At 61.6% G+C, this 24,202-nt stretch carries 24 protein-coding genes; 13 read left to right on the forward strand and 11 right to left on the reverse strand.

The window, feature by feature from the left end:
• Nucleotides 1-11: 11 nt before the first annotated feature.
• Nucleotides 12-1,199 (reverse strand): acetylornithine deacetylase, encoded by a 1,188-nt coding sequence (gene argE / locus AC1DVN_RS06915; protein ID WP_020905882.1) that lies wholly within the window; start codon nt 1,197-1,199, stop codon nt 12-14.
• Between the two features lie 111 nt (nt 1,200-1,310).
• Here argE and AC1DVN_RS06920 point away from each other — a divergent pair, with 111 nt between their 5' ends.
• The 5 genes from AC1DVN_RS06920 (at nt 1,311) to AC1DVN_RS06940 (ending at nt 5,544) form a co-directional block, all read left to right on the forward strand.
• Nucleotides 1,311-2,378: an Lrp/AsnC family transcriptional regulator gene (locus AC1DVN_RS06920; protein ID WP_225989443.1), complete on the forward strand. Its 1,068-nt coding sequence runs from the start codon at nt 1,311-1,313 to the stop codon at nt 2,376-2,378.
• Between the two features lie 51 nt (nt 2,379-2,429).
• Nucleotides 2,430-2,990, forward strand: coding sequence for a TIGR03086 family metal-binding protein (locus tag AC1DVN_RS06925; RefSeq protein ID WP_195791628.1), 561 nt, complete (start codon nt 2,430-2,432; stop codon nt 2,988-2,990).
• Nucleotides 2,991-3,041: 51 nt separating this feature from the next.
• Nucleotides 3,042-3,650, forward strand: a complete 609-nt coding sequence (locus AC1DVN_RS06930) for a TetR/AcrR family transcriptional regulator (RefSeq protein ID WP_222671630.1) — start codon at nt 3,042-3,044, stop codon at nt 3,648-3,650.
• 1 nt (nt 3,651) lies between these two features.
• The gene (gluQRS, locus tag AC1DVN_RS06935; RefSeq protein ID WP_020905878.1) at nt 3,652-4,548 is read left to right on the forward strand and encodes a tRNA glutamyl-Q(34) synthetase GluQRS; all 897 of its coding nucleotides are present in this window, start codon (nt 3,652-3,654) and stop codon (nt 4,546-4,548) included.
• Between the two features lie 255 nt (nt 4,549-4,803).
• Nucleotides 4,804-5,544 (forward strand): EAL domain-containing protein, encoded by a 741-nt coding sequence (locus tag AC1DVN_RS06940; RefSeq protein ID WP_070796504.1) that lies wholly within the window; start codon nt 4,804-4,806, stop codon nt 5,542-5,544.
• A gap of 28 nt (nt 5,545-5,572) precedes the next feature.
• Here the strand turns inward: AC1DVN_RS06940 and AC1DVN_RS06945 are convergent, their stop codons facing one another.
• Nucleotides 5,573-6,226 carry a DUF4190 domain-containing protein gene (locus AC1DVN_RS06945; RefSeq protein ID WP_020968190.1) on the reverse strand — a complete coding sequence of 218 codons (654 nt, stop codon included), beginning with the start codon at nt 6,224-6,226 and terminating at the stop codon, nt 5,573-5,575.
• A gap of 130 nt (nt 6,227-6,356) precedes the next feature.
• Between AC1DVN_RS06945 and AC1DVN_RS06950 the strand changes: the two genes are divergently transcribed.
• The 3 genes from AC1DVN_RS06950 (at nt 6,357) to AC1DVN_RS06960 (ending at nt 8,886) form a co-directional block, all read left to right on the forward strand.
• Nucleotides 6,357-7,079: an RDD family protein gene (locus AC1DVN_RS06950; RefSeq protein ID WP_020968189.1), complete on the forward strand. Its 723-nt coding sequence runs from the start codon at nt 6,357-6,359 to the stop codon at nt 7,077-7,079.
• Nucleotides 7,080-7,089: 10 nt separating this feature from the next.
• On the forward strand, nt 7,090-8,034 hold the full coding sequence (locus AC1DVN_RS06955) for a hypothetical protein (protein ID WP_229757068.1): 945 nt from the start codon (nt 7,090-7,092) through the stop codon (nt 8,032-8,034).
• A 117-nt stretch (nt 8,035-8,151) separates the two neighbouring features.
• Nucleotides 8,152-8,886 carry a queuosine precursor transporter gene (locus tag AC1DVN_RS06960; protein ID WP_019746509.1) on the forward strand — a complete coding sequence of 245 codons (735 nt, stop codon included), beginning with the start codon at nt 8,152-8,154 and terminating at the stop codon, nt 8,884-8,886.
• Here AC1DVN_RS06960 and tgt read toward each other — a convergent pair.
• Nucleotides 8,877-10,166, reverse strand: coding sequence for a tRNA guanosine(34) transglycosylase Tgt (gene tgt, locus AC1DVN_RS06965; protein WP_019746508.1), 1,290 nt, complete (start codon nt 10,164-10,166; stop codon nt 8,877-8,879). The two genes, AC1DVN_RS06960 and tgt, sit on opposite strands and share 10 nt — an antisense overlap.
• A 191-nt stretch (nt 10,167-10,357) precedes the next feature.
• On the opposite strand from tgt, the gene AC1DVN_RS06970 reads away from it, so the two are divergent.
• From AC1DVN_RS06970 to AC1DVN_RS06990, 5 genes are all read left to right on the forward strand, one after another.
• A complete protein-coding gene (locus AC1DVN_RS06970; protein ID WP_020723626.1) occupies nt 10,358-11,149 on the forward strand; it encodes an enoyl-CoA hydratase/isomerase family protein in 792 nt (263 codons plus the stop codon).
• 26 nt (nt 11,150-11,175) lie between these two features.
• Nucleotides 11,176-12,147 carry an ABC transporter substrate-binding protein gene (locus tag AC1DVN_RS06975; protein WP_007731596.1) on the forward strand — a complete coding sequence of 324 codons (972 nt, stop codon included), beginning with the start codon at nt 11,176-11,178 and terminating at the stop codon, nt 12,145-12,147.
• Between the two features lie 119 nt (nt 12,148-12,266).
• Nucleotides 12,267-14,603: a CaiB/BaiF CoA-transferase family protein gene (locus AC1DVN_RS06980; RefSeq protein ID WP_477993639.1), complete on the forward strand. Its 2,337-nt coding sequence runs from the start codon at nt 12,267-12,269 to the stop codon at nt 14,601-14,603.
• 50 nt (nt 14,604-14,653) lie between these two features.
• The gene (locus tag AC1DVN_RS06985; RefSeq protein WP_477993640.1) at nt 14,654-15,601 is read left to right on the forward strand and encodes a quinone oxidoreductase family protein; all 948 of its coding nucleotides are present in this window, start codon (nt 14,654-14,656) and stop codon (nt 15,599-15,601) included.
• A 15-nt stretch (nt 15,602-15,616) separates the two neighbouring features.
• Entirely contained in the window at nt 15,617-17,140 is a 1,524-nt protein-coding gene (locus tag AC1DVN_RS06990; protein ID WP_021342542.1) for an AMP-binding protein, read from the forward strand.
• A gap of 11 nt (nt 17,141-17,151) precedes the next feature.
• On the opposite strand, the gene AC1DVN_RS06995 is transcribed toward AC1DVN_RS06990, so the two are convergent.
• The 8 genes from AC1DVN_RS06995 to AC1DVN_RS07030 form a co-directional block, all read right to left on the reverse strand.
• Nucleotides 17,152-18,054 (reverse strand): IclR family transcriptional regulator, encoded by a 903-nt coding sequence (locus tag AC1DVN_RS06995; RefSeq protein ID WP_007731601.1) that lies wholly within the window; start codon nt 18,052-18,054, stop codon nt 17,152-17,154.
• 167 nt (nt 18,055-18,221) lie between these two features.
• On the reverse strand, nt 18,222-19,046 hold the full coding sequence (locus tag AC1DVN_RS07000) for an alpha/beta fold hydrolase (RefSeq protein ID WP_084325008.1): 825 nt from the start codon (nt 19,044-19,046) through the stop codon (nt 18,222-18,224).
• Nucleotides 19,046-19,366: a DUF362 domain-containing protein gene (locus AC1DVN_RS07005; RefSeq protein ID WP_007731605.1), complete on the reverse strand. Its 321-nt coding sequence runs from the start codon at nt 19,364-19,366 to the stop codon at nt 19,046-19,048. Before AC1DVN_RS07005 ends, AC1DVN_RS07000 begins: the two co-directional genes overlap by 1 nt.
• A gap of 3 nt (nt 19,367-19,369) precedes the next feature.
• On the reverse strand, nt 19,370-20,380 hold the full coding sequence (locus AC1DVN_RS07010) for an NAD(P)/FAD-dependent oxidoreductase (protein WP_477993641.1): 1,011 nt from the start codon (nt 20,378-20,380) through the stop codon (nt 19,370-19,372).
• Nucleotides 20,381-20,530: 150 nt separating this feature from the next.
• Nucleotides 20,531-21,316 (reverse strand): class II aldolase/adducin family protein, encoded by a 786-nt coding sequence (locus AC1DVN_RS07015; protein ID WP_477993642.1) that lies wholly within the window; start codon nt 21,314-21,316, stop codon nt 20,531-20,533.
• Nucleotides 21,317-21,329: 13 nt separating this feature from the next.
• Nucleotides 21,330-22,166 carry an ABC transporter permease gene (locus AC1DVN_RS07020; protein ID WP_021342537.1) on the reverse strand — a complete coding sequence of 279 codons (837 nt, stop codon included), beginning with the start codon at nt 22,164-22,166 and terminating at the stop codon, nt 21,330-21,332.
• A complete protein-coding gene (locus tag AC1DVN_RS07025; protein ID WP_007731623.1) occupies nt 22,163-23,026 on the reverse strand; it encodes an ABC transporter ATP-binding protein in 864 nt (287 codons plus the stop codon). The genes AC1DVN_RS07020 and AC1DVN_RS07025 overlap by 4 nt, the downstream gene beginning before the upstream one ends.
• Nucleotides 23,023-24,006 carry an ABC transporter substrate-binding protein gene (locus tag AC1DVN_RS07030; protein WP_046377789.1) on the reverse strand — a complete coding sequence of 328 codons (984 nt, stop codon included), beginning with the start codon at nt 24,004-24,006 and terminating at the stop codon, nt 23,023-23,025. Before AC1DVN_RS07030 ends, AC1DVN_RS07025 begins: the two co-directional genes overlap by 4 nt.
• Between the last annotated feature and the right edge of the window lie 196 nt (nt 24,007-24,202).

Below are 24,202 nucleotides of genomic sequence, written 5' to 3' on the forward strand. Positions count from 1 at the left end.
GTGAGGGTGGGTCAGGCGCGGGCGTGAGCGATGACGTTCCGAACGAACTGCTCGCACTGTGCCAATTGGTCAAGTGTCACGTACTCGTCAGGTGCATGCGCCTGAGTGATGCTTCCCGGCCCACACACAACAGTGGGGACACCGATACTCGCGAACATCCCGGCCTCGGTGGCGTACGCGACCTTTTCGTCCGAGGGCCGACCACCCCATTGTTCGACCAGTGCGGCCGCCGAAGCATTCGCGTCCGTCTCCAGGGGAGGAACCGAGGCCGACACGTGCATCGTCACGGAGGCTGACGGGTTTTCTTCCTGCATCAGGTTTTCGATCCGATTCGCCTCGGCGGCAAAGCGTTCGAGCAAATCTGCGGCGCCAGCTGAGCTGATGCTCCTGAATTCGAAAGTGATGGAGCAATCCTCGGGGACAGTGTTCACTGCGATCCCGCCGGATACGAGATTGACCGAACACGTCGTCCAGGCCACGTCGAATGCGTCGTCGTACGGGCCGGACGCACGGAGCTCGTCGGCCGCGCTTCTGACGAATCGAATCAACTCCGCGCCGTATTCGATCGCGTTGACTCCTCGCGGAGTAAGCGACGAGTGCGCCGAAACACCATGCAGATCAACACGTATGACGTTCATCGACTTGTGTGCGCGAATGACCCGCATCTCCGACGGCTCTCCGACGACGCACACATCAGGGCGCAGGTTCCGGGAAACAACCTCCTCGACCAACCCGGCCGCACCGATGCAGCCGACTTCCTCGTCGTAGGAGAATGCAAAGTGAATCGGCTTCGCCAGCGGCCGAGCAACGATGTCGGGGATCGCCGCGACAACGATCCCGATGAACGACTTCATGTCGCACGTGCCGCGTCCGTACAGACTTCCGTCGCGAATTTCGGGAGTGAAAGGATGGCTGCTCCAGTCTTGATCGTCGACCGGCACTACATCTGTATGGCCGGAAAACATCACTCCACCGGCAGTGCTTCCGTCAGGAGGCGTGAATGTTGCCAACAGGTTCAGCTTGGACCCCTCGTCGTCGGAAACGAGTATCGGCTCGACCCCGTGGCGACGTAGTTCCGCCGCGATGAGATCGATCAACGGTCGATTGCTCACGGCACTCGTCGTATCGATTCCGATGAGGCGCTGCACCCAGTCGAGACTTCTCTCGGTTGGAACAGCGGACAACGTGGTGGACGACATCTGGGTTCTCCTTTCACAGCACGAACGCGGTGGGCACTTGCCACCGCGTTCTGCCCTTCGAGCATGAATGAAGTGATCCCAGACACAATGAAGATGCACGATACTTGCAACATGATCGAAGAAACGCAGGATTCCGCCGTGCTCGACGACGTCGACCTCGCCCTGATCAATTGCCTGCAACTCGACCCGCGAGCGTCGTGGCGCACGGTTGGTGACGCGCTCAAAGTTGATCCGGTTACCGTCGCGCGCCGCTGGCAACGGCTACAGGACTCCGGCACCGCCTGGGTCTCCGCGAGGGCAACCGGCCACGGCCGTCCGGAATCGTGTCTGGCTTTCGTGGAAGTCGACTGTACGACTTCGAACGCCTTGGCGATTGCGGAACGTCTTGCCCGCTGGCCGCAGGTTCTGAGCGTCGAACACACAAGCGGCCCAGGCGACTTGACTCTTCTCGTCGAGGTCAGAGACATGGCTTTCCTGTCGCGTTTCCTGCTTCGCTCACTCGCGTCGGTGCCCGGGATCGTCAGTTCGCGTGCACACCTCGTCACCGAGGTCTTTGCGATCGGAGACGACTGGAAATTGCAGGTACTCGATGCCACGCAGCGGGCGGTGATGACAGACCGGCCTGTGCGCTACAAATATGCTCCGACGGATCAGCGCCATCACGGGAAGACTTTCGACGCGGTCGACCGTCAATTGATATTGAAGCTGGGCGAGGACGGTCGATCCTCGATTGCCGAGCTCACGGTCGGTACCGGCCTCAGCGAAAGTACGGTCAGGCGGCGACTTGCCGAACTGACGTCGCGCAACCAAATCGTGTTCCGCTGCGACGTGTCTCTACCGCTGTCCGGCTGGCCCCTCGTGACCTGGGTGTGGGGATATGTCGATCCCACGGACCGGTCGACGATTCGTGCTCTGGTGGAGCGAGTGCCTGGAACACGAGTGTGCATGCGGATATCCGGTGGACGCGCCAACACACTGCTCGCGATCGCCGCACACTCCCTTCGCGAAACTCCCATTACCGAAGTACAACTCGCACAAGAGGCACCGGGCCTGGTGGTGCTGAACAGGTCAGTGGTGCTGCGATCGATGAAGAGGGTGGGCCGACTTCTCGATGACGAAGGCAAGAGCGCCGGGGTCGTACCGATGGACATCTGGGCGGAAGCCCCGGAGATCGAGTGAATGTCCGAAATAATCAATCATGACGCGCCGCGGTGGAGAAGGATTGCTGTCATGACTTCAACAGAGATCTCCCCCGCCCAGCGTTATCGGGATCTGGCCGCCGGATTCACGGCGCGGATCGACGCCGTACCCGCCGACCGCTGGGACAACGATTCCCCCTGCGAGGGCTGGACCGCCCGCGACGTGGTGAGACACGTGCTCGACAGCGAACGCGACATGGTCAAGGTAGTCGGCCTGGAATTGGCACCCGGTCCGTCGGTCGACGACGACCCGTCGGCAGCCTGGGCGGCCGTCCGATATTCGATGCAGGCCATTCTGGACGATCCGGCAAAGTCCACCCTCGAATACGACGGGCACTTCGGCCGGACCAACCTCGGGGCCACGGTCGAGGGGTTCTTGTGTTTCGATCTGGTCATCCACGGTTGGGATCTCGCAGCCGCGACCGGCACCGATACGACGATGCGTAACACGGACGTGGAGTGGGTGTCGGAGATCGCCGCGGGCCTCGGCGAGTCGATCCGCATGAGCGGTGTGTGCGGCCCGGAAATACAGGTTCCGGACAACGCTGACAAAGCGACGAAACTCCTTGCCTTCCTCGGCCGGAAGGCGTGAAAAAGTACCCCTGACGTGGGCATTACTTCCATACACATGTAATGTCGCGGTATGCCGGAACGCCGAAAATCCTCCACGAGTCCAGACCTGCTTGCGGCGGCATTGTTCGATGTCGCCGCGGAATCCGGACTGGAAAATGCCAGCGTTCGCGAGGTCGCAAAACGGGCGGGTGTCTCGATCGGCGCAGTGCAACATCATTTCTCGACCAAGGACGAGATGTTCGCATTCGCACTGCGAACACTCGTCGATCGATTGTTGACCAGACTGGCCGAATCGTCCGCCGACGCGGACCCGCATACCGCCCTGTTCCAGGCGCTCTCGCAACTCCTGCCCCTCGACGAGCAACGCACGCGTGAGGCGCATGTGCTCGCCGCGTTTGCCGTGCGCGCCGCAACCAGTGAGTCACTCTCCGAAATCCGCCGGACAACCCTGTTCACAATCCGCACCGGCATCTCGACAGTTCTGATCGGGATCGGAACTCCGGAAGCGGAAACCAGAGCGGCACTTCTACTTTCAACCGTCAATGGATTGACCCTCGACGCACTCGGAAGCCCCGCCATGTATCCGCCGCAGTACCTCGATCACGCTTTGGAAACCCAGATCCGCCTCACCCTGCACGACGCCGAGAACCCGCTCGCCTCCGTCGGGCTCGCCAGCTGACGTGGCAGGAGCAGGACGCTTCGCGCCGAGCCCGTCCGGCGATCTCCATCTGGGAAACCTCCGTACCGCCCTCTTGGCCTGGCTGTTCGCCCGCACCAGCGGGCGCGACTTCCTCATTCGCGTCGAGGATCTCGACCGTGTCCGACCCGGCTCGATGGAGCGACAACTCGACGATCTGCGCAGGCTCGGCCTCACATGGGACGGCCCAGTCGTCTTACAATCGCACCGTCTTCCCTTGTACCACAACGCTATCGAGCTACTACGCGAGCGCCACCTGACCTATCCCTGCTTCTGCACACGCAAGGAGATCCTGCAGGCACCGTCCGCTCCCCATGCTCCCGATGGCGCCTATCCCGGCACGTGCCGGAACCTGTCGGCGGCCGAACGCGCCGAGAAATCGGCAAGCGGCCGATCCCCCGCGCTGAGGCTACGGGCCGACATCGATTCGTTCACCGTGCACGACGAACTGTTCGGCGAGGTGACGGGGCAAGTCGACGACGTCGTCCTGCTCCGCGGAGACGGCGTACCCGCCTACAACCTCGCCGTTGTCGTCGACGACGGTGCGCAGAACATCGATCAGGTGGTCCGCGGCGACGACCTCCTGACCTCGGCACCGCGTCAGGCGCACCTTGCTCAACTGCTCGACATCGAACCGCCGTCGTACGCCCACGTTCCTCTCGCGTTGAACAGTGAAGGCAAACGACTCGCGAAGCGCGACGGCGCAGTGACTCTGGCCGATCAACTCGAGGCCGGACGCAGTGCCGAACAGGTCCTGACAATGATCGCGTCGAGCATCGGTCTGGCTGAACCCGGCGAAGTTGTCACACCACCCCAATTGGCGGATCGATTCGACTCTCGCACGATCCCCCGAACCCCGTGGATTTTCCCGGCGAAGTAAGTGAAGTTTCAATCGACACCTCGTCGGGACAAAAGCTCGATTGTCCGATATGACAAAGCCGTCCGCAATAGCTATTCGTTGGCAATTCTCGATGAGTGAAGTACGGTCAAGACTGGCGAAGGAAATTCAGGGCGAGTAGTCCCTGCAAAACTACGCCCGGGATCTGAACCTGGGATCCGACCGCAGTACCCACTTGCAGCATCCACGCTGACACGCACGTGCGGCACGGGCGACTCAGGACGAAAAGGAATACGCATGGTCCGCGAGCTTCGCGAGGCACTCGACGACCATCAATTCGAGGTGTTGTATCAACCCCAGGTCAATCTGAACTCGTCAGCAATTATCAGCTATGAAGCACTTCTGCGGTGGCGCCATCCGCTTCGAGGGTTGATCGAACCCCAAGATTTCATGCGCTCCGCCGAATCCTCTGGGCTCATCATCCCCATCGGGCTGCAGGCTCTGGACATGATCTGTGCCCAAACAGCGTCGTGGCCTGAGCACATGATGGTCGCGGTCAACTTTTCACCTCGCCAACTCGCTACCCCGCACGCCGCCCACGAGATCCTCGGAGCGCTGGACAGTTCAGAAACCCCACTGAGCAGAATCATCGTGGAAGTCACCGAACTCGGCGTCGTGGGTCGGCATGCCGCCGAGACCCTTCACGTCTTGCATAACGAGGGAATTCGAATCGCGCTGGATGATTTCGGGGCGGGCTTCGCGTCTTTCTCCGCGTTGTCGGAATTGCCGCTCGACATTCTCAAGATCGACCAATCCTTGACCTGGGCCGTCAGCGCAGCGGGTCGTACTGGAGACCGCGCCTTCATGGTCATGGAGTCAATCGCCGACATCGCTCGGAAACTCGGGCTTGATTCGATCGCCGAGGGCGTCGAAACCGCGGAACACGCAGCCAACGTCTTGCAGGCCGGCTGCGACATGGGCCAGGGCTATTACTTCGGGAAGCCGCTTCCTGCGTCGTCCATAGTCACTCCCGTGTGAGCGCCAGCCACTTCAGTACGACGCCACTTCAGTACGACGACGATGCGCTCGCGATGAGTGCGACCACGAGAATCACGGCAAAAATGGCCAAGAAAGTTGCTCCGACCGCAATTCCGGCTATCGCAAGCCCGCGTCCCTCTTGACCTGTCTGCTTGATCTGATTGAGCGCGACAATTCCCAAAATGATTCCGATGATTCCGCCGAGACTGTAGAAACAACCGCCTGCAAGCGATACCACCAACGACGCAATTGCGAGACCATTGGTGCCGACTGGCTGCATCGGCGGGATGTATCCACCAGCGAATTGGTTCGGTTGACCGTACGCATTCGGCGGTTGACCGTATTGGGGCTGTCCGTATTGAGCTTGTCCGTATTGTCCGGGTTGCTGATATTGATTCGGCTGATATTGATTCGGCGGTCCGAAATTCTGCGGCGGCAGGTATGGATTGGGTTCACCAATTCCACCCGGCTGAGGCGTATTACCGGTTGGGTTGTACGACGGCGGCGGATAACCCGGGTACTGCTCGTTGGGAGTGGTATATCCGGGAACTTCAGGTGAAGACTGCGTTTCGGACGGGGACACGCCGTACCCCTCGGGCGGCAGGCTCGGAAATTCTCCGTATCCAGGTTTTGCCTGGTAATCGCTCGAAGAATCGTCGTTGTTGCCCCCGGAACTCGTCATACAACGCAGCCTAAACCACAGGTGACCTCCGAATCCAAGTGAGCAGATGTCATCCACATCGCTCTTTGATCCCAGTAGGGTCATATCCACTGTCACACTCGAGCGCGATATTTACGACTGAGGGGAACACATGACAACCGGCGGGTACGACCCCAACCAGAATCCAGAAGGAGGGAAGCAATTCCCACCCCAGGATCCATATGGCCAGCAGGGAACACCTCCTCCCGGAAGTTACCCACCTCCCGCCGGCCCCCCGCAGGGCGGTAGCTACCCGCCTCCGCCACAGGGCGGGAACTTCCCGCCCCCTCAAGGTGGCAACTACCCGCCGCCCGGTGGATACCCGCCGCCTCCGCAGGGCGGCAACTTCCCGCCGCCTCCGCAGTTCAACGACCAAGGTGCGTACGGCGGAGGAAATCGACTGCCCTCGGGTGCTCAGCCGGGTGATCTGTGGATTCGACTCGGCGCCCGCATCATCGACGGAATCATCGTCGGCATCATCGCCGCGATTCTGGCTCTCTTGGTCAGTGACTCCGACAGCTTGATTCTGATCTCGGGACTGTTCTCGGGAATTCTGACCTTCGCTTACTTCATCGCAATGGAAGTAACGCAGGGTCGGACTTTGGGAAAGATGATTCTGGGCCTTTCAGTGCACGGTCCGGGCGGCGCACCTCGCCCCTCCGTCCAGCAGTCTGCGATTCGCAACGCCTTCACGTTGCTCTCGATCATTCCGATCATCGGCGGAATCCTCGCGCTGGTCGCCTACATCGTCATCGCGGTCACCATCAACAACAGCCCCACCAAGCAGGGCAAGCATGACGAGCTCGCTGGTGGGACTCAGGTAGTCAAGGGTTAGGTAGACATATATGACAACCGGTGGGCAAGACCCCAACCAGAACCCAGAAGACGGGAAGCAATTCCCACCCCAGGATCCGTACGGCCAGCAGGGAACACCCCCTCCGGGGAGTTATCCTCCACCGGCCGGTCCGCCGCAGGGTGGAAGTTATCCCCCGCCCGGCGGCTACCCGCCGCCCCCACAGGGCAACTTCCCTCCACCCCCGCAGGGTGGAAGCTATCCCCCTCCCGGCGGAAACTACCCGCCTCCCGGTGGGTACCCGCCTCCTCCCGGTGGTGGCAACTTCCCGCCTCCGCCCCCGAATGACTACGGCGCAGGCTTCGGCGCCCCCCAGCTTTCTGTGGGTGCGGCAATTTCCTACGGCTGGAACAAGTTCAAAGACAACGCACTGGTCTGGATCGGGATCTCGATCATCGCTTTTCTGATCGCCGGACTCATCCAGGGTGCTTTCAACGGCTTCGACTACACCAATACCGAATTCAGCGCGCTGTCGATCGTGGGTGGATTGGTCACCGCAATCGTCGGCTACATCATCCAAGCCGCATTCCTTCGTGGAGCGTTGAGCGAATTGGACGGAATCAAGCCGGCTTTCGGCACCTTCTTCCAATTCACGAACATCGGTGCAGTTGTTCTCGGCGGTTTCCTTGTCGCCGTCGCCACCTATGTCGGTTTGGTTCTGTGCATCATTCCCGGCATCATCGCGGCGTTCCTGCTCTACTACACGCTGACCTTCATCGTGGACAAGAATCAGGATGCGATTTCGGGCATCAAATCGAGCTACGCGTTGACCTCGTCGAACGTCGGAACGTTGATCCTGCTGGCGCTCGCTCTGATCGGTATCAACATCATCGGCGCACTGCTGTGCGGAATCGGTCTTCTCGTGACGGCGCCCGTCGCGCTGATCGCCAGTACCTACGCATACCGCGTGCTGACCGGCGGCCATGTAGCTGCCTGATCAGTTCGTTTGCATCATCGAAGGCCCTGCGGTTCCACGTGAAACCGCAGGGCCTTCGGTGTGTTCTGCGCAACTGGACGGTCGCCAACTCGCATCCGAGCGCCTTGTGGTGCTTGGATGACGGACGTGACAGCTCAGGATCAGCAAGACGAATCGACCCACGAAACCAAATTTGCGCACGTCAGCCGGGGTTATTACCCGACAATCGTCGCGCTCTTCACCGCAACGCTGCTGATCTCGAACGTGGCGGCGACAAAGGGGGTCGCCTTCTTTGCGGATTCCGACTTCTCGCTCGGTCCCTTGCAGATTCTGCCCATCATCACCGATGGTGGATTCTTCTTGTTCCCGCTTGCCTACGTCCTCGGTGACGTACTCAGCGAGGTGTACGGCTTCAAAGCGACCCGACGCGCGATCTACCTGGGCTTCGGCGCACTGATTCTTGCCGCCGCGTGCTTCTGGATCGCTGTGCAACTCCCGTCGGCAGAGTTCTACGAGAACCAGGCCGCCCTCGAAACCGTGGTCGGCGTCATTCCCCGGCTGCTGGTCGCAGGATTGGCCGCCTACCTCGTCGGCCAGCTGCTGAACTCCCTGGTCCTGGTCATGATGAAAAAGCGCATGCAGGAGAAGCACCTGTGGGCGCGGCTGATCGGCTCGACCGTCGTCGGCGAATTCGCCGACACCCTCATCTTCTGTTCCATCGCAGCCGGTGTCATCGGCATCAGTACGTGGGAAGACTTCATCAACTACGTGCTGGTCGGCTTCCTGTGGAAGACGCTTGTCGAGGTTCTGGTCATGCCGATCACCTACCGCGTCATCGCCTACGTGAAGAAGCGCGAACCGACCTACGTCTGAGGTGCAGGCGTCTTCGCCGCATAGAACTTTCCGAGCATGTCCGCTTTGAAGTCGTGGAAGTATCCGCCTTCGATGCTGGCTCGGATGTCGTCGACCAACTTCACGGTGAATCGCTCGTTGTGGATGGTGCACAGCGTCGACGCGAGCATTTCCTTCGCCTTGAACAGGTGATGGATGTACGCGCGGGTGTAATTGGCGCAGGTGTAGCAGTCGCACTCGTCGTCGATAGGCGTGAAGTCACGACGGAATCGGCTGGTATTGATGTTGAACCGGCCGGAGCGGACGTAGATCGCGGCATTGCGAGCAACACGCGACGGATTGACGCAGTCGAAAGTGTCCGCGCCGTTCTCGATTGCGACGAAGAAGTCGTCCGGTTCACTGATGCCGAGCATATGACGCGGCTTGGTCTCGGGTAGTTCCTCGTTACACCAACGCACAATTGTGCCGAGGTTCTGCTTCTCGAGGGCGCCGCCGATGCCGTACCCGTCGAAGCCGTATCCGTTCTCGCCTTCGATCGACTCGAGGCCACGGCAGGCTTGACGACGCAGATCTTCGTACTGCGCGCCTTGGATCACCCCGAAGAGAGCCTGATAGGGCTTCTCGGCGCGTTCAGCGGTGAGCTTCTCGTGCTCGTTGATGCAGCGGATCGCCCACGCCTGCGTGCGCTCGACCGATCGCTCCTGATAGCCGCGGGTGTTGAGCAACGTGGTGAGCTCGTCGAACGCGAACATGATGTCGGCACCCAGCTGATGCTGAATCTGCATCGACACCTCGGGGGTGAAGCGATGCTTGCTGCCGTCGAGGTGCGATTTGAACGTCACGCCCTCGTCGTCGACCGTCGCGAGACGCTCTTTGCCCTTTGCGATGACGTCGTCGGACTGCACGCCGACGGCCTCCATCGCGAGCACCTTCTTGAACCCGACGCCAAGGGACATCACCTGGAAGCCGCCGCTGTCGGTGAAGGTAGGCCCGTCCCAGTTCATGAACTTGCCCAGCCCGCCGGCCTCGTCGACGATGTCGGGTCCCGGCTGCAAGTACAGGTGGTACGCATTGGCGAGCAACGACTGCGCACCGAGTTCCTTCATGGACTCGGGCAGCACGGCCTTGACCGTGGCCTTGGTTCCGACGGCCACGAACGACGGCGTCGCGATATCACCGTGCGGTGTGTGGATGGTGCCGGTGCGTCCGAGCCGGTCCTCGAGCCTGGTCCCAATGGTGAAAATCGACTCGGGACGCTTGTCGACGGAGGGCGCGGGCGGTGTCGGTACTGCAGAAGTCACGGGCTCAATCCTGTCACAGGAGCAAATATCGCCGTGATCACAGCGAAGAAAGTTCCTACGCGATCAGCATCCGCATTGGTCTACTGACCGAACCCGAGCGGTACCGCCGCGTGAGGGTCCCCACCATACTTCCCACTACACATCCCCCGGCTCGACCGGTTTACCCCGCCAACCCGCTGACAGGAGCTCACTTGACGAGACAGACCGGCCAGACCTACAACTTCGTCACCGTCGACGTCACAGACTCGATTGCCACCGTGACTATCGACAAACCTCCAGCCAACGCATTCAACCCCAGCATGATCGCCGAGCTTCTGGAGATACTGCCGGTACTCGCGTCGGACCAGACCGTCCGCGTCATTGTCGTGACGGGCACTGGACGGTTCTTCGTCGCCGGTGCGGACATCACCGTGATGCGCGAGCTGACGGAAGAAACTCAGCGCGCGATGCGCCCGTGGGTCGACGTACAGCGGATCCTCGAGTCGGCTCCCAAACCTGTCGTCGCGAAGATCAACGGGCACGCACTCGGCGGCGGAGCAGAACTGACGTTGGCCTGCGACTTCCGCATCATGGCGCAGTCGGCGACCATCGGCTTCCCCGAGATCGGACTTGGGCTTTTTCCGGGTGCCGGTGGCAGCCAGCGACTTCCACGCCTCATCGGCGCTCACCGAGCCAAAGTGCTCATGATCGAAGGCAAGCGCCTCAGCGCCGAGCATGCACTCGATATCGGCCTGGTCGACACCGTCGTTGCGGACGCCGACCTCGATGCGCATTGCGCTGACCTCGCACGCGAACTCGCGACGAAACCCACTGCCACCATCGGAATGATCAAACGCATTGTCGACGAGGGCATGTCGTTGCCGCTCGATCAAGCGCTGGATCTCGAATTCGAGGCAGTGCTCGACCTGATCAAGACGGACGACGCTGCTGAGGGACTTCAGTCATTCCTCGACAAGCGGTCCCCCACCTTCACGGGACGCTGACAGCTCCCATTTACCGAGAGGCCATCATGCTCAACAAATTTCAGAAGAAATGGGTGGGCGCAGTCGCTTCTCTCGCCGCCCTGACGATCGCGGTCAGCGGATGCACCCGGCCCGCTACCGACAACTCCGCGGAAAGTGGTGGCCTGGTACGGATCGCGGTGGGTGTAGACCCGTCGTACGCCCCGATTTTCCTGGCCGACCACGAGGGCATGTTCGAGGCCGCCGGCCTCGACGTCCAGGTCATCCAGACGGAAGGCGGGGCGGCGGGCGCCCAGAACGTCGTAGCCGGAACTTCGGAACTCTCCGGCAATGCCGACTCGACGGCACTGTCCGTCATGGCCGCCAATCCGAGCCTGCGGGCGCTGGGCGTATTTCAGGAATCCGACCGATACTTCCAGGTTGTACTGAGGAATGGCGTCGAGCCGAAGTCGATCAAGACCATGGGCGTCTTCCCCGGCATCGGCCTCTACTTCACGAACCAGTACCTGGCCAGTCTCGGCATCGACCCCACGACGGTCACACTCGTGAGCACAAGCCCGCCCGAACAGCCTGCTTTGCTGGCGCGCGGTGACATCGACGGCTTCCTGTCCTTCGACCCCTGGGTGACGCAGAGTGTCAATACCGGCGGGCGCGTTGTTGCCACGACCGGCGACTTCGGCGCCAAGTACGCCCAATGGATCATCGCTTCGGACAACTGGTTGTCCGCGAACGAAGAAACCGCAGGCAAGGTGTTCAAGGTGATCTCGGAAGCGTCGGCAATCGTGAACTCGGATCCGGATCGGGCTGCAACCGCAATTGCCGCGTCTATCCAGATGGACCCGGCCGAGGCCGCAGACCGGGTGACCCAAATCGATTTCGGTGGACGCGGATTCACCGAGGACGACGTGGAGCGCGCAAACGAACTTGTTGCATTCTTCCGCGAGCAGGGCAAGATCTCCGCGGACATCGATCCGTCCGCTGTCCTCCTCTCGGGATGGTTCGAGCAGAACGCCGCCTGAGCGGAGAGTGAGAACGGGTCCGATGGGCAGACCGAAATCATGTCGCCCACCGGCCCGCAGAACTACGTTCGACACCAGTCGGTTCGGCGATATCTTTCGATTGAAACGGAGTAGTTGTGGTGCATCCCCCGGTACGGGTCGTAGAGATTTCCAGTCCGTTTGCGCGATTCGCCGGGCGCATCCTGGTCGGGCTGGGTTTCGAGGTCATTCTGGTAGAACCACCCACCGGTGACCCCAGTCGCACCGAGTCCCAGGGTGATTCGTACTTGCATTGGCATGCGGGCAAGAAGTCCGTTGTCCTCGATATCGACGACAGCAACGATCGCCTCGCTTTCGAAGCACTGCTGCGCAGTGCCGACGTCCTGCTCGACGGCAGCGCGACCGGCGCTCTACGCGACAACCGAGGATCTCTCGTTCACGTACGAGTGACACCCTTCGGCACAACCGGACCGCGAAGTGACTGGAAGGCAACAAATCTGACCGTCGCGGCACTCGGCGGGATGATGGCCCAGGTCGGCGATCCCGAGCACCCTCCACTGCTGCTCCCCGAACTCCAGGCTGAGCAGCTCGCCGGAATCAATGCCGCAATCGGCGTGCTTCTCGGACTGCGTTCGCGATCCAAGGGCCACAACCCGTTGCTGGAGATCAGCGCTCAGGAATGTGTTGCCGCCGCGCTGGAAGCGGGCACTCTTGCCTACATTCACGAGGACCGCGTACCACCGCGTCCGGGCCGGGTACATCCGCTCGTTCCGCACGGACTGTTCCAGGCCGCCGACGGTTATGTCGGTGGCGGCCTCGGCGGTAGCCCCCGCATGTGGGACGGCATGTTGGCCTGGCTGATCGACAACGATGCTCAGGACGATCTCGATCAACCGGAGTGGTCCGACGCGGTCTACCGAAAGACGCATCAGGAACACATTTTCGACGTTCTGTCCGCCTTCATCGCGAAGTGGCCGAAGGAAGAATTCGCGGTCAGCGCGCAGTCACGCAAGTTGCCGTGGGCAGCGGTCGACCGGCCCGAAGAACTGCTGCGTAACCCGCAACTCAACGACCGGGACTTCTTCACCGACGTGACCGGAGATCACGGTACCTACCGCGATCTCGGGTTCGGCTTCGCTTTCCCCGAAGGCCGGCGCATCGGAACGCTCGAGGCTGCCCGGTTGGGCCAGCATCAGGAACTCTTGAAGGCCACCTCGCCTGTGGCAGTGAACGAAACCCACGAGTTCAGCGGTGGCAGCACGCCCAGCCTCGAAGGTGTCCGCGTCCTGGATCTCACGTGGGTGTTGGCGGGCCCGTACGGCACCAGAATCCTTGCCGACCACGGTGCCGATGTCATCAAGGTCGAATCGATCGGACGCCCGGACCCGACTCGCTTTGCACCGTTCATGCATCTCTCGCGAGGACCGCACGACAATCCGAACACCAGCGGGTACTTCAACGACGTCAACCGCAACAAGCGCAGCATCACACTCGATACCCGATCCGCAGAGGGCCTTTCGGTACTGCGCGACCTGATCAGGAACTCCGACGTCGTGGTCGAGAATTTCAGCTCGTCGGTCATGGACAAGATGGGGCTCGGCTACGAACAACTCCGGGAGCTCAACCCGGACATCATCTACGTGTCGATGTCCGGGATGGGTCACACCGGTCCTCGCAAGGACTGGGTGTCGTATGCCGACATCGTTTCGGCCAATACCGGTTTGACCGCACTGACCGGCTGGAACGCCGATGACGTTGTCGGAGTCATCTACGGCCATGGCGACATCGTCGCCGGACTGCAAGCCGGCGTCGCGATGCTGGCAGCCCTCGACTACCGCGACCGGACCGGCCGGGGACAGCACGTAGACCTGTCACAACTCGAAGCCATGGCAGCGCACATGGGTACCAGCGTTCTCCGAGCCGCCCGGTCACAGTCCCCCGATCCGATCGGCAACAGCCATCACGAACTGACACCACACGGCGTGTACCCGTGCCTCGGCAGCGACCGGTGGTGCTCGATTGCCGTTCGCGATACCACGGAATGGAATGCATTGTGCCGCATCATCGAAGCAGAGAAATGGATCGGCAATCCTGACTTCGCGAGTGCAGAAAGCCGCCAAGCCGATCACCAACGTATCGACGACGCCATCGCCGACTGGACCAGGACTCTGTCACCCGAAACCGTCATGGAACGCTTGCAATCGGCGGGTATCGCGGCCGGCACCGTCCAGGACGGACGCGACCTGGTCGAGAGCGATCCACATCTTCGGGCACGCAGTTTCTATTCGGCACAGGAACATCCCCTCGCCGGAACATTCCTCCACGAAGGCATCCCCGTTCGCCGGAACTCCGAACCCGGCTCGATCCGACGCGCTGCGCCGGTGCTGGGCGCGGACACCGACGACGTCCTCGAGTCGGTGCTCGGATACAGCGACGAACTGATCGCCGGACTTCGCGACCAGTCGATCCTGTCCTGACCGCACTCATATTCAGTACATCCATTCACAGATCGCTCCTAGGAGACACAATGCGCGCGGCCCGACTCCATCAGTTCGGCACTTCACCGGTCATCGACGACATCGACATTCCCACACGTGAATCCGGTCAGACGCTCGTGCGCATCGACGCTGCCGCGCTCGGCCATCTCGACATCACCGTCGCGAGCGGAAACTTCGGAGTCAAGCCGAACCTGCCACATATCGGTGGAACAGACGGAGCGGCGACGGTAATCGAATCCGACACCTATGAGCCTGGCACCCGCCTTCTGGTCCGAGGCGGCGGAGTCGGCCTGTTCAAGAACGGTTGCTGGGCTGAGTATCTGGTAGCGGCAGACAAGGCGTTCACACCCTTTGATCCCGCACTGTCGCCGGCCGTCGCCGCAACCTTCTTCCTGCCCAGCACAACCGGCTATGTTGCCGTCAACGACATTGCAGCCGTCGCTCCCGGCGAACGAGTTGTTGTCGCCGGAGCATCCGGCGCTGTCGGATCGATGGCAGCACAGTTCGCTCTGCTTGCCGGAGCGTCCGAGGTAATCGGTGTTGTACCGCGCGAAGATCAGGCTGCCTTGCTTCCGGAGGGTGTGCGTCCCGTCGTCGGGCAAGGCGACGAACTTGCCGGGGTGCTGGGATCCGAGCCTTCCGTCGACGCCGTGATCGACACGCTTGGCGGCGACGGCTTGCCGCACCTTCTGGCGAGTGTTATCCCCGGTGGCCGGGTTGCCCTGATCGGATATACCTTGGGTAAGAGCCTCACCCTGGACTTGCCGAACTGGTTGCTCAGCGATGTCCGGATCCTGCCCGTCAACATGATTCGCAAGACTGCCCGGCAAGCCGAACTGGCACCTGAAATGATCCGGCTGCTCATCGAAGGCAAGATTTCCGTTGCAGTGCAGGAGTTTCCGCTGGATGACATCGCAACGGCACTGCAGTTGATGGGTGAGGGCAAGGTTGCCGGCCGGGCCGTCGTCGTACCCTGAGGGATACAATTACCCATGCCCCACGACGCACATGCCATTCCGCGCTCGCTTCCGGATTTGATCCGGAGGCGAGCTTTGGAGCGTCCGGAGCACCCGGCGCTCGTCGTCGACGGGATCACGGTCACCTACCGCGAATTGCGGGATCGTGCAGCGTCGATGGGGGCGGATCTCCGTAATCACGGTGTCGGCCGTGGGGAGCGCGTGGCGGCACTGTCCGGCAACAGGATCGAACTGGCAGACCTTGTTCTCGGATGCGCGTGGATCGGTGCGGTTGTCGTCCCACTCAATACGGCCCTCCGAGCCGACAGTGTTGCCAGCGCACTCGAACAGGCTGGTGTACAACGGATCCTGGTTTCACCCGAATACTCAGGCGCTGTAGCCGGATTCGACGGCACCGTGTGGGTCATGGGTGAACAGTGCGTCCCCACTGCCGGTTCGCATCCGGGCTGTGAGCCCGAGACCCTCGATCCGCTCGACCTGGCCGCGATACTCTTCACCTCCGGCACCACCGGTCTGCCCCGAGGCGTCCGATGCCCGCACGCGCAGTTCCTGCAGTGGGGCAAAGGCGTCGGCGCCTCACTCGGGCTCACCGGGGACGATGTGCTGTACAACTGCCTGCCGCTGTTTCACACCAATGCTCTCAATGCCTTTGTTCAGTCCCTTTGGGCCGGGTCTACTTTTTTCCTGGGACAACGCTTTTCGGTCCGCAATCATTGGCGCGAAGTTCGCGAGATCGGCGCAACTGTCGACTACCTGCTGGGTGCGATGGTGGCCATGTTGATGAACGCGGACCCATCGCCGCAAGACCGACAGCACAGCGTCCACGTGGCACTTGCCCCCGCAACGCCGGCTCATCTGATCGAACCGTTTGCCCAGAGATTCGGTGTAGAACTCGTGGACGGATTCGGAAGTACCGAAACCAATCTCGTGATCGGCACACTTCCGGGAGATCGGCGGGCCGGGTACATGGGGCGGGTGATGAGTGGCTACGACGCCGCAGTCGTCAACGACGGTACTGCTGCCGCAGACGGGGAGCCCGGCGAACTGGTGGTCCGCAGCACGATCCCCGGCGCCTGTTCACTGGGCTATCTGGGCGAGGAGATTCCGGCGACGGAGAGTTGGATACAGACCGGTGACAGGGTGATTCGGGAAGCAGACGGCTGGTTCCGATTTGTCGATCGCATCAAAGACGTGATTCGGCGCCGCGGTGAAAATATTTCCGGGGCCGAAGTGGAAACCGTTCTGGCGTTGCATCCGTCGGTCGGTCAGGTTGCCGTCTTCCCGGTACCGTCGGATCTGGCCGAGGACGACGTCATGGCAACTGTAATACTGCGCCCCGGAGTATCTTTCGACCCCATTTCGATTCTGGAGTTCTCCCAGCAACAGCTGCCGTACTTTGCACTTCCCCGGTACATCGACGTCGTGGACACGTTGCCACTCACCGAAACCGGCAAGGTACAGAAAGCAGTGCTACGTGAGAGGGGCGTCGGCCCACACACCTGGGACTGCGAGAAGAGCGTGTTCCGCGCCCGGCGATAGACCGCGCCTCGCTACTTGCCGCAACCGTTGAACGAACACATCACCGGACTGCAGATCGTGCGCAGAGCCAGCGGGTCGCTCGGCGAATGTGTGCACTTCATGGCATGAAGTTTTCGGGTGATTCCGGCGCCGGCAGTGCGCAGGGCCCCGGTGATGCGGCTGACGTTGAGGCGAGCCGTCGGCGCTGTCACAGACAACGCGCCGGCCAGAGTGCGCGGGCCGCTGAACACCGGCACTGCGACGCTCATGTACCCGAGCCGTGTCTCCTCGACCTCCACCGCGAGTTGTTCCTTACGCATCCGCTCGGTTTGCTGGCGCAGCACGCTGACGGACATCGTCGTTCGACTGGTCAAGGCGGTGAAACCCTGCTCGACTACCTCGTCGAAGACCGATTGCGGGGAGAAGGCAAGGATGATCTTGCCGGTGGCGGTGCAGTACAGCGGGAGCCGACCGGCCACCCGCGACTGCTGATTGAGCCCGCGGTGTCCGATGATCTTCTCGATGTAGAGGACGTCGATGCCGTCACGAACCGCAAAGTGAACCGTCTCCTGCGTCGCCAGCAGTAGGTCCTCCATGTACGGCAGCGCCGCGTCGCGCAGAATCCGCTGACGCGGCACCAATTGGCCCAGCTCGAACAATCGCAGGCCGAGCCGGTACTTGGTACCCGCGCGCTCGAGCAATCCCCACTCGACCAGCTCGCCGGCCAACCGGTGAACCGTCGCTTTCGCGACCCCACTGCGCCGGGTGAGCTCCGTCAGAGACAGGTCACTGTGGTCGGTGTCGAAAGCGTCCAAGATCATTCGAGCCTTGCCCAGGACCGAGGACAGTTCACCTGCAGGCTGCGATGCAGCGGTCGTTTCCGACGCGATGGGTAGTACGGATCCGAACCCGACGGATTGTTGTGGAGCGGCCATGAGTGTCCTCCTGAACGATCTGTGACAGCCTGCCGAGACCGAGTGCCACAACGACCGAGATCGGTCGGGGCCCTCGTTAGGTGCAGGTACTTCGAGACTGACACTATGGTGACGACACGATGAGACGCACGCCACACGGTCCGCTCAGTGAACCCGTCCCGCAGAGTTTACACGGGGCGCCTACCTGCGTAATTCTCCAGAAACATGCGGACGGCGGATGCAATCTGCGGAGCGTGCTCCTCGACGAGTGCGACGGTCCCCGATTCGACGATCTCCGTTTCCACCACTGCCGCACCCGTCAGGTGTGCACGCAACGGCGCAATGTTAGGCATCGAGAAGGGATCCTTCTGCGCGCCGATCAGCAAAACCGGCGCAGTCACCGAACCGACTCTCGCCTCCATGACGTAGCGGGCGCAGGCTTTGTGCCCCTCCGCCGGATCTACCCGGTAGGCAAGCGCGTCTCGGATGAACCTGTCGAGCAGTGCGGTGCCTGGTTCGGGGTAGTAGGGGCGACGCATCTCCCACAGCCTGGTGAGATGGCTACCGTCTGCGGCCCGGTCGACGCAGTCGATCCCACCGGGTCCCGAGTGCCCCTCGCGGTAGTTGCGGTCGGTCCACGGGCACGACGAGAGCACGGCAGCGTGCACCCTCTCGGGGCGTGATGCCGCCATCTCGAGCGCCACTGCCGCACCGGTGTGGTGACCGATGACCGTGACTCGATCGACGCCCAGGGTGTCGAGCAATTCCCACGCGCCTCGCGCATAGGTCTCGATGGTCTGCGGGCCGGGCACCGGAGCACTGTTGCCGTACCCCGGCATGTCCATCGCGACAACGCGGAAGTCGTCGGCAAGGAGTGGAATGAGCTCGCGGAACTCGTCCCACGACCGGGGCGCCTGATGAAGCAGGAGAATCGCCTCACCCGAACCTTGCTGCGCGTAATGCAATTGCCCGAAAGACGAATCCACGTATCCGAGTTGCAGGCCGCCAGCCATCAGAACGCCGCAACCATCGGGGTATCGACGCCGACGATGTCGATCTTTGCCGAACCACCCGGATTTCCGACGGGCTCGCTACGGGTAGGCAAGACCTCGAGGAAGAAGCGCTTGTTGTCTTCCTTGAAATCCGGGTCTGCTTTCCGGTCGACGGTGATCGCCTCCACCGGGCAGGCCAATTCGCAAGCGCCGCAATCGATGCATTCGTTCGGGTTGATGTAGAGCTTGCGATCACCCTCGTAGATGCAATCCACGGGGCATTCTTCCATGCACGATCGGTCCGTGTAGTCGATGCATGCTTCACCGATGACAAATGCCATTGCCTAGCTCTCCTGTTCGGTGGAGTGTCCAGGGAAGATTTCTGCTTCCGGATCCAGCACTGCCGCAGCGTTGTTCACCGCAGTCGCGGCCTCGCCGAAACCGACGGCGATCAAGCGGACCTTGCCGGGATAGTCCGTGATGTCCCCGGCGGCATACACACGCGGAACATTCGTCTCCATCCGTGTGTTCACCGCGATGTGGCGATTGTCGATCTCGATTCCCCACTCCATCATCGGACCGAGGTCGGCCGTGAATCCCAATGCAGCGATGACGGATTGAGCGGGCAGCGTGGACGTGCTCTTGTCTTGTTTGTGGGTGATGTCGACCTCGCCGATCCACCCGTTTCCACGTACCGCCGAGACATCGGCGTTGACGAGAACCTGGACACTGCTTTCCTGCACCTTGGCGACTGTGGATTTGTGCGCGCGGAAACGATCTCGCCGGTGAACCAGGGTGACGGACTTGGCAATCGGTTCCAGGTGAACGGCCCAGTCGAACGCGCTGTCGCCGCCACCGACGATGACAACGTCTTTCCCGGTGTGCGCCGACAAATCCGGGACGAAGTAACTCAGCCCCCGATCCATGAACTCCGAACCCTTCGCCAACGGACGCCGGGTGAAGGTTCCGATGCCGCCGGTGATGACAACCGCGCCGGCCACCACGACCTGGCCCGTGCTGGTGGTGATCCGCACCCGGCCGTCGTCGTCATGCGACAGCTCACGAGCCTGCATGCCCAGAAGGTACACCGGATCGAACGGGGCAGCCTGCGCCATCAAACCCTCGATCAGGTTGCGTCCCTTGACCGAAGGGAATCCTGCGATGTCGAGGATCGCCTTCTCCGGGTACATCGCACTAACCTGTCCCCCCGGTTCCGCAAGGGCATCGATCACGGCAACCGAGAGGCCGCGGAAGCCTGCGTAGTACGCGCCGTATAGCCCGGCGGGGCCGGCACCAATGATCAGAATATCGACGCCGATCTCGTTGTCGGTCGCCGTGGAAGACGTTGTGTTCACGCTCGATACGGTATTGCGCTGACGGACTCCCGCAAATGAAACCGGTCCGCTCAACAGACCTCGGTAACAGTTGCGGGACACCACGAAAAGGGCCCGCCGACCTCTCGGTCTACGGGCCCAATGCTCGCAAGAATTCAGTGCGCGAAGAATTCAGTGCGCGAATACCTCGGGTTCGTCTGCTGCGATCTTCTGGATGATGGTCGAGTACGCAAACCACCCCACCTTCTCGGTGCCGACTGCCTCGTAGGTCTGCGCCGCGATCTTCTCGTGCAGGACAACCGGATCACCGGCGGCTCGCGCCGTCAGCTCCGCCTGCATCGACCGCTCCATCGACACATACCACCACACTGCGCTCTCCACGGAAGTTCCGACGGTCAGATGACCGTGGTTGGTGAGGATCACGGCCTTGTTCGATCCGAGGGCATCCGCGATGCGAATCCCCTCCTCTTCGTCCAGCGCCACCCCGTGATACTCCTCGTAGATCGAGTGATCCTCGTGAAAGGCGCACGCGTCCTGAGTGATCGGCGCGAGGCGGGTGTGCAGCGAGGAGAACGCCTTACCGTTCAAACCGTGAGCGTGAACAGCTCCGATGACGTCGGGACGAGCCTCGTGAACCTTGCTGTGGATGACAAACGCTGCTCGGTTGAGCGGTCCGTCTCCGGAAATGACCGTGCCGTCCGACGCCACATGCAGCAATTCCTCCGGCTGAACCTGGGAGAAGTGCCGCCCGAACGGCGCAGTCCAGAAAGTCTCCGGATCCTCTGGGTCTCGGGCGGTGATATGTCCCGAGATTCCCTCGTCCAAACCGAATTTCGACAAAATCCGATACCCGCCGATGACAGCGGTCTTGCGACGACGCCGCTCACTCTCGATATCGGTGAACTCGGGCGGTCCCGGAATTCCGGCCTGCTCGGCAATGCTCAGCGGGTGATTCATGCTGCGCTCCTGACTATTTGACGCCGTAACGGGCGAGGTACCGCGAGGACAGAATGCGGAGAATCCGGTCGAAGATGAAGCCCATGATGCCCAGGACGATGATGCCGACGAACGTCCAGTCGATCCGGCCGTAGTTTCGAGCCTGCCAGATCATCGAACCGATACCCTGGTCGGCGGCGACGATCTCCGCCGACACGATGGTGAGGAAGCTGTTGCCCATCGCCAGGCGAGCGCCCGTGACGATGCCGGGGATCGACGACGGCAAGACCACCGTCTTCATGATCTGAAGTTTGTTGGCACCAAGATTTGCCGCTGCCTGCAGTTTGTTCTCGCTGATCGCTACAGTCGCGGCAATCGTGCTGACCGTGACGATGAATACCGAGGTGTAGAAGATCAGAACAACCTTCGACGTCTCACCGATGCCGAACCAGACGACGGCGAGAGTGACAAACGCAATAGGCGGAATGAACCGGAAGAACTCGATGTACGGATCGAGGAGCTGTCGCACGATGGAAATGCGGCCCATCAGAATTCCGACGGGAGCACCGATCACGACACCCAGGAACCAGCCGATGAGAATTCGCTGACCCGATGCGGTGATCGACGACCACAGAACGCCGCTCTCCCACAGTTCCTGTGCCGCCGACCATACTTCGGCCGGTGATGCAATGGTGGTCGGCCCGTACCACCACGCCAGGAACGACCAGATGCCCAAACCGATTGCCGCTGAGGCTGCATACATCAGCGTCGCTTTGACAATCTTGGATCGCCGCGCCGACGAACGCTTTTTTGTCTGCGCCACCTTCGCTGTTCTCACACCGGCTGAACCACCGGTCACTACAGCCGTCACAGCTCGTCCTCCTCAATGCCTTGGTTCCGCAGCGACGCAACCACTTCTGCCCGAATGTCGTCCCGCAGCTTCTCGTAGAGCTCGATCACCTCGGGATCGTTGCGGTCTCGCGGACGAGCCGCATTGACCTCGTAGACGCTCTTGATCCGGGCCCGCGGGCCGGCCGACATCACGATCACACGGTCAGCCAACGTCAGTGCCTCGTCGATATCGTGAGTCACGAATACCACGGTGCAGCGGGTGTGCCGCCAGATACGGTCGAGTTCGGTCTGCAGAACCTGACGAGTCTGAGCGTCCAACGCACCGAACGGCTCGTCCATGAGAACCAACGACGGCTGGTTGGCAAGAACTCGTGCGATCTGAACACGTTGCCGCATACCGCCGGACAGCTGCGAGGGGAACTTCGCACCCGCGTGGGGCAAGCCGACCATCGCGAGGTACTCGGCCGCGATACTCGCCTGCTCGCTGCGGTTCGCTCCACGCATCCTGGGGCCGTAGGCCACGTTCTGGCTCACGGTCATCCATTCGAACAACGCTTCGGAGCTCTGAAACACCATGCCGGCGTGGCGGTTACTGCCGGCGACGACATCTCCGTCGCACACGATCTCGCCGGCGCTGGGTTCCACGAAGCCGGCCATGGACGACAGCAGCGTCGACTTGCCGCAGCCACTCGGACCGAGCAGACAGACGAATTCACCTGGCTGCACGTGCATGTCGATTCCGGCGACGATCTCCGCCGCGCCGAAGCTGATTCCGAGGTCGACCACGTCGATGGCAACACCGGTGTTCTTCTTGCCGGGGCCGGCTGTCCCCGCGCTATTCGTCGAGCTGGTCGTTGAACCACTTGTTGCGATACTCACTGTGCACCATCCTTGTACCAATCCAGAAGCATTGCCGATTCGAGATCCGGCTGGTCGCTGAGAACACCGATCGACTTGTAGAAATCTACGATCGACTGAGCCGACTCGACATCCGCAGCTTCGAGATTCACCACGGCGAAGTCGATCTCGTCCACCGCGGCAATAGTCTGATCCTCGCTGACGTTCACAGCCGCCTTGGTCGCGGACGCTGCCACGCCCGGATCCGACTCGACCTTGCGCGTTGCCTCGTCGAGCACCTTCGCGACGGTTCGCGCTGTCTCTTCGTTGGACGACAACCACGGAGCCGTCGTGATCGCCCAATGATGATAGAACCAGCCGTAGTCTCCGGTTACTGCCACCACGTGGCCGGTTCCCTGATCCAGGGCGGTGGCCGGCCACGGCTCCCACAGGACAAACCCGTCGATGTCGCCGCGACTGAGCAGTGCGGGCATGTCCGTCGGGGTCGCCGAGATCATCTCGACCGAACCGGGGGCAATGGAGTTGGCAGCGAGGTACTTGTCCGTCGAAATCTGGCTGAGACCCGGGACGATGCCCATCTTCTTGATCGCAGCCGGTGAGTCGACACCGTTACGCAGCACGACCTTGATGTAGTCACCCGACGCCTCGTACGAGTACATCGCGCGCAACGACGGATTCTGACGCAACTGGGCGATCGTTGTCGTATCGGAGCTACCGGCGATCTGGACCTGCCCGGTCGAGAGTGCGTCGACGGCCTCGCCACCACGACCGAACTGGACGAGTTCGACGTCCAAACCGGCAGCGTCGAACATGCCTTCCTGATCCGCTACGAAGAACGGAGCGTAGGAAGCATCGATTCCGACTGCGATACGCAGTGGTCCACTTCCGGCGGAATCAGCTGTGCTTTGCGTCGCCGGGCGGCTGCATGCGCCGGTTGCAACGGTCAGCAGCAGCGCAGCCGAAACAAGAGCAGTCCTTCCAAACTTTGACAGCGAGGCCATCTACTCACACCTTTGTTTGTGATCTGTGCCGCAGTTGCGGGTCGTGGAGAGCAAACCTAGCTGTGTGTACCTACACCCGAGAACCAACCGGGTCCACCGTGCGGACCGGGGACAGGAACTTACCTCGGCGAAACACTGCACCTGGAGGAACGTGCGGACCGAAATACTTCGGTAACACGGCCCTCGATCACAATGT

It is taken from the genome of Rhodococcus sp. P4_E4 (assembly GCF_056401575.1).

What these genes read in the sequence shown, in the direction of transcription:
- argE (WP_020905882.1), bottom strand. Translation starts at nt 1,199, where the DNA reads ATGTCGTCCACCACGTTGTCCGCTGTTCCAACCGAGAGAAGTCTCGAC.
- AC1DVN_RS06920 (WP_225989443.1), top strand. Translation starts at nt 1,311, where the DNA reads ATGATCGAAGAAACGCAGGATTCCGCCGTGCTCGACGACGTCGACCTC.
- AC1DVN_RS06925 (WP_195791628.1), top strand. Translation starts at nt 2,430, where the DNA reads ATGACTTCAACAGAGATCTCCCCCGCCCAGCGTTATCGGGATCTGGCC.
- AC1DVN_RS06930 (WP_222671630.1), top strand. Translation starts at nt 3,042, where the DNA reads ATGCCGGAACGCCGAAAATCCTCCACGAGTCCAGACCTGCTTGCGGCG.
- AC1DVN_RS06940 (WP_070796504.1), top strand. Translation starts at nt 4,804, where the DNA reads ATGGTCCGCGAGCTTCGCGAGGCACTCGACGACCATCAATTCGAGGTG.
- AC1DVN_RS06945 (WP_020968190.1), bottom strand. Translation starts at nt 6,226, where the DNA reads ATGACGAGTTCCGGGGGCAACAACGACGATTCTTCGAGCGATTACCAG.
- AC1DVN_RS06950 (WP_020968189.1), top strand. Translation starts at nt 6,357, where the DNA reads ATGACAACCGGCGGGTACGACCCCAACCAGAATCCAGAAGGAGGGAAG.
- AC1DVN_RS06955 (WP_229757068.1), top strand. Translation starts at nt 7,090, where the DNA reads ATGACAACCGGTGGGCAAGACCCCAACCAGAACCCAGAAGACGGGAAG.
- AC1DVN_RS06960 (WP_019746509.1), top strand. Translation starts at nt 8,152, where the DNA reads ATGACGGACGTGACAGCTCAGGATCAGCAAGACGAATCGACCCACGAA.
- AC1DVN_RS06975 (WP_007731596.1), top strand. Translation starts at nt 11,176, where the DNA reads ATGCTCAACAAATTTCAGAAGAAATGGGTGGGCGCAGTCGCTTCTCTC.
- AC1DVN_RS06985 (WP_477993640.1), top strand. Translation starts at nt 14,654, where the DNA reads ATGCGCGCGGCCCGACTCCATCAGTTCGGCACTTCACCGGTCATCGAC.
- AC1DVN_RS06990 (WP_021342542.1), top strand. Translation starts at nt 15,617, where the DNA reads ATGCCCCACGACGCACATGCCATTCCGCGCTCGCTTCCGGATTTGATC.
- AC1DVN_RS06995 (WP_007731601.1), bottom strand. Translation starts at nt 18,054, where the DNA reads ATGGCCGCTCCACAACAATCCGTCGGGTTCGGATCCGTACTACCCATC.
- AC1DVN_RS07000 (WP_084325008.1), bottom strand. Translation starts at nt 19,046, where the DNA reads ATGGCTGGCGGCCTGCAACTCGGATACGTGGATTCGTCTTTCGGGCAA.
- AC1DVN_RS07005 (WP_007731605.1), bottom strand. Translation starts at nt 19,366, where the DNA reads ATGGCATTTGTCATCGGTGAAGCATGCATCGACTACACGGACCGATCG.
- AC1DVN_RS07015 (WP_477993642.1), bottom strand. Translation starts at nt 21,316, where the DNA reads ATGAATCACCCGCTGAGCATTGCCGAGCAGGCCGGAATTCCGGGACCG.
- AC1DVN_RS07030 (WP_046377789.1), bottom strand. Translation starts at nt 24,006, where the DNA reads ATGGCCTCGCTGTCAAAGTTTGGAAGGACTGCTCTTGTTTCGGCTGCG.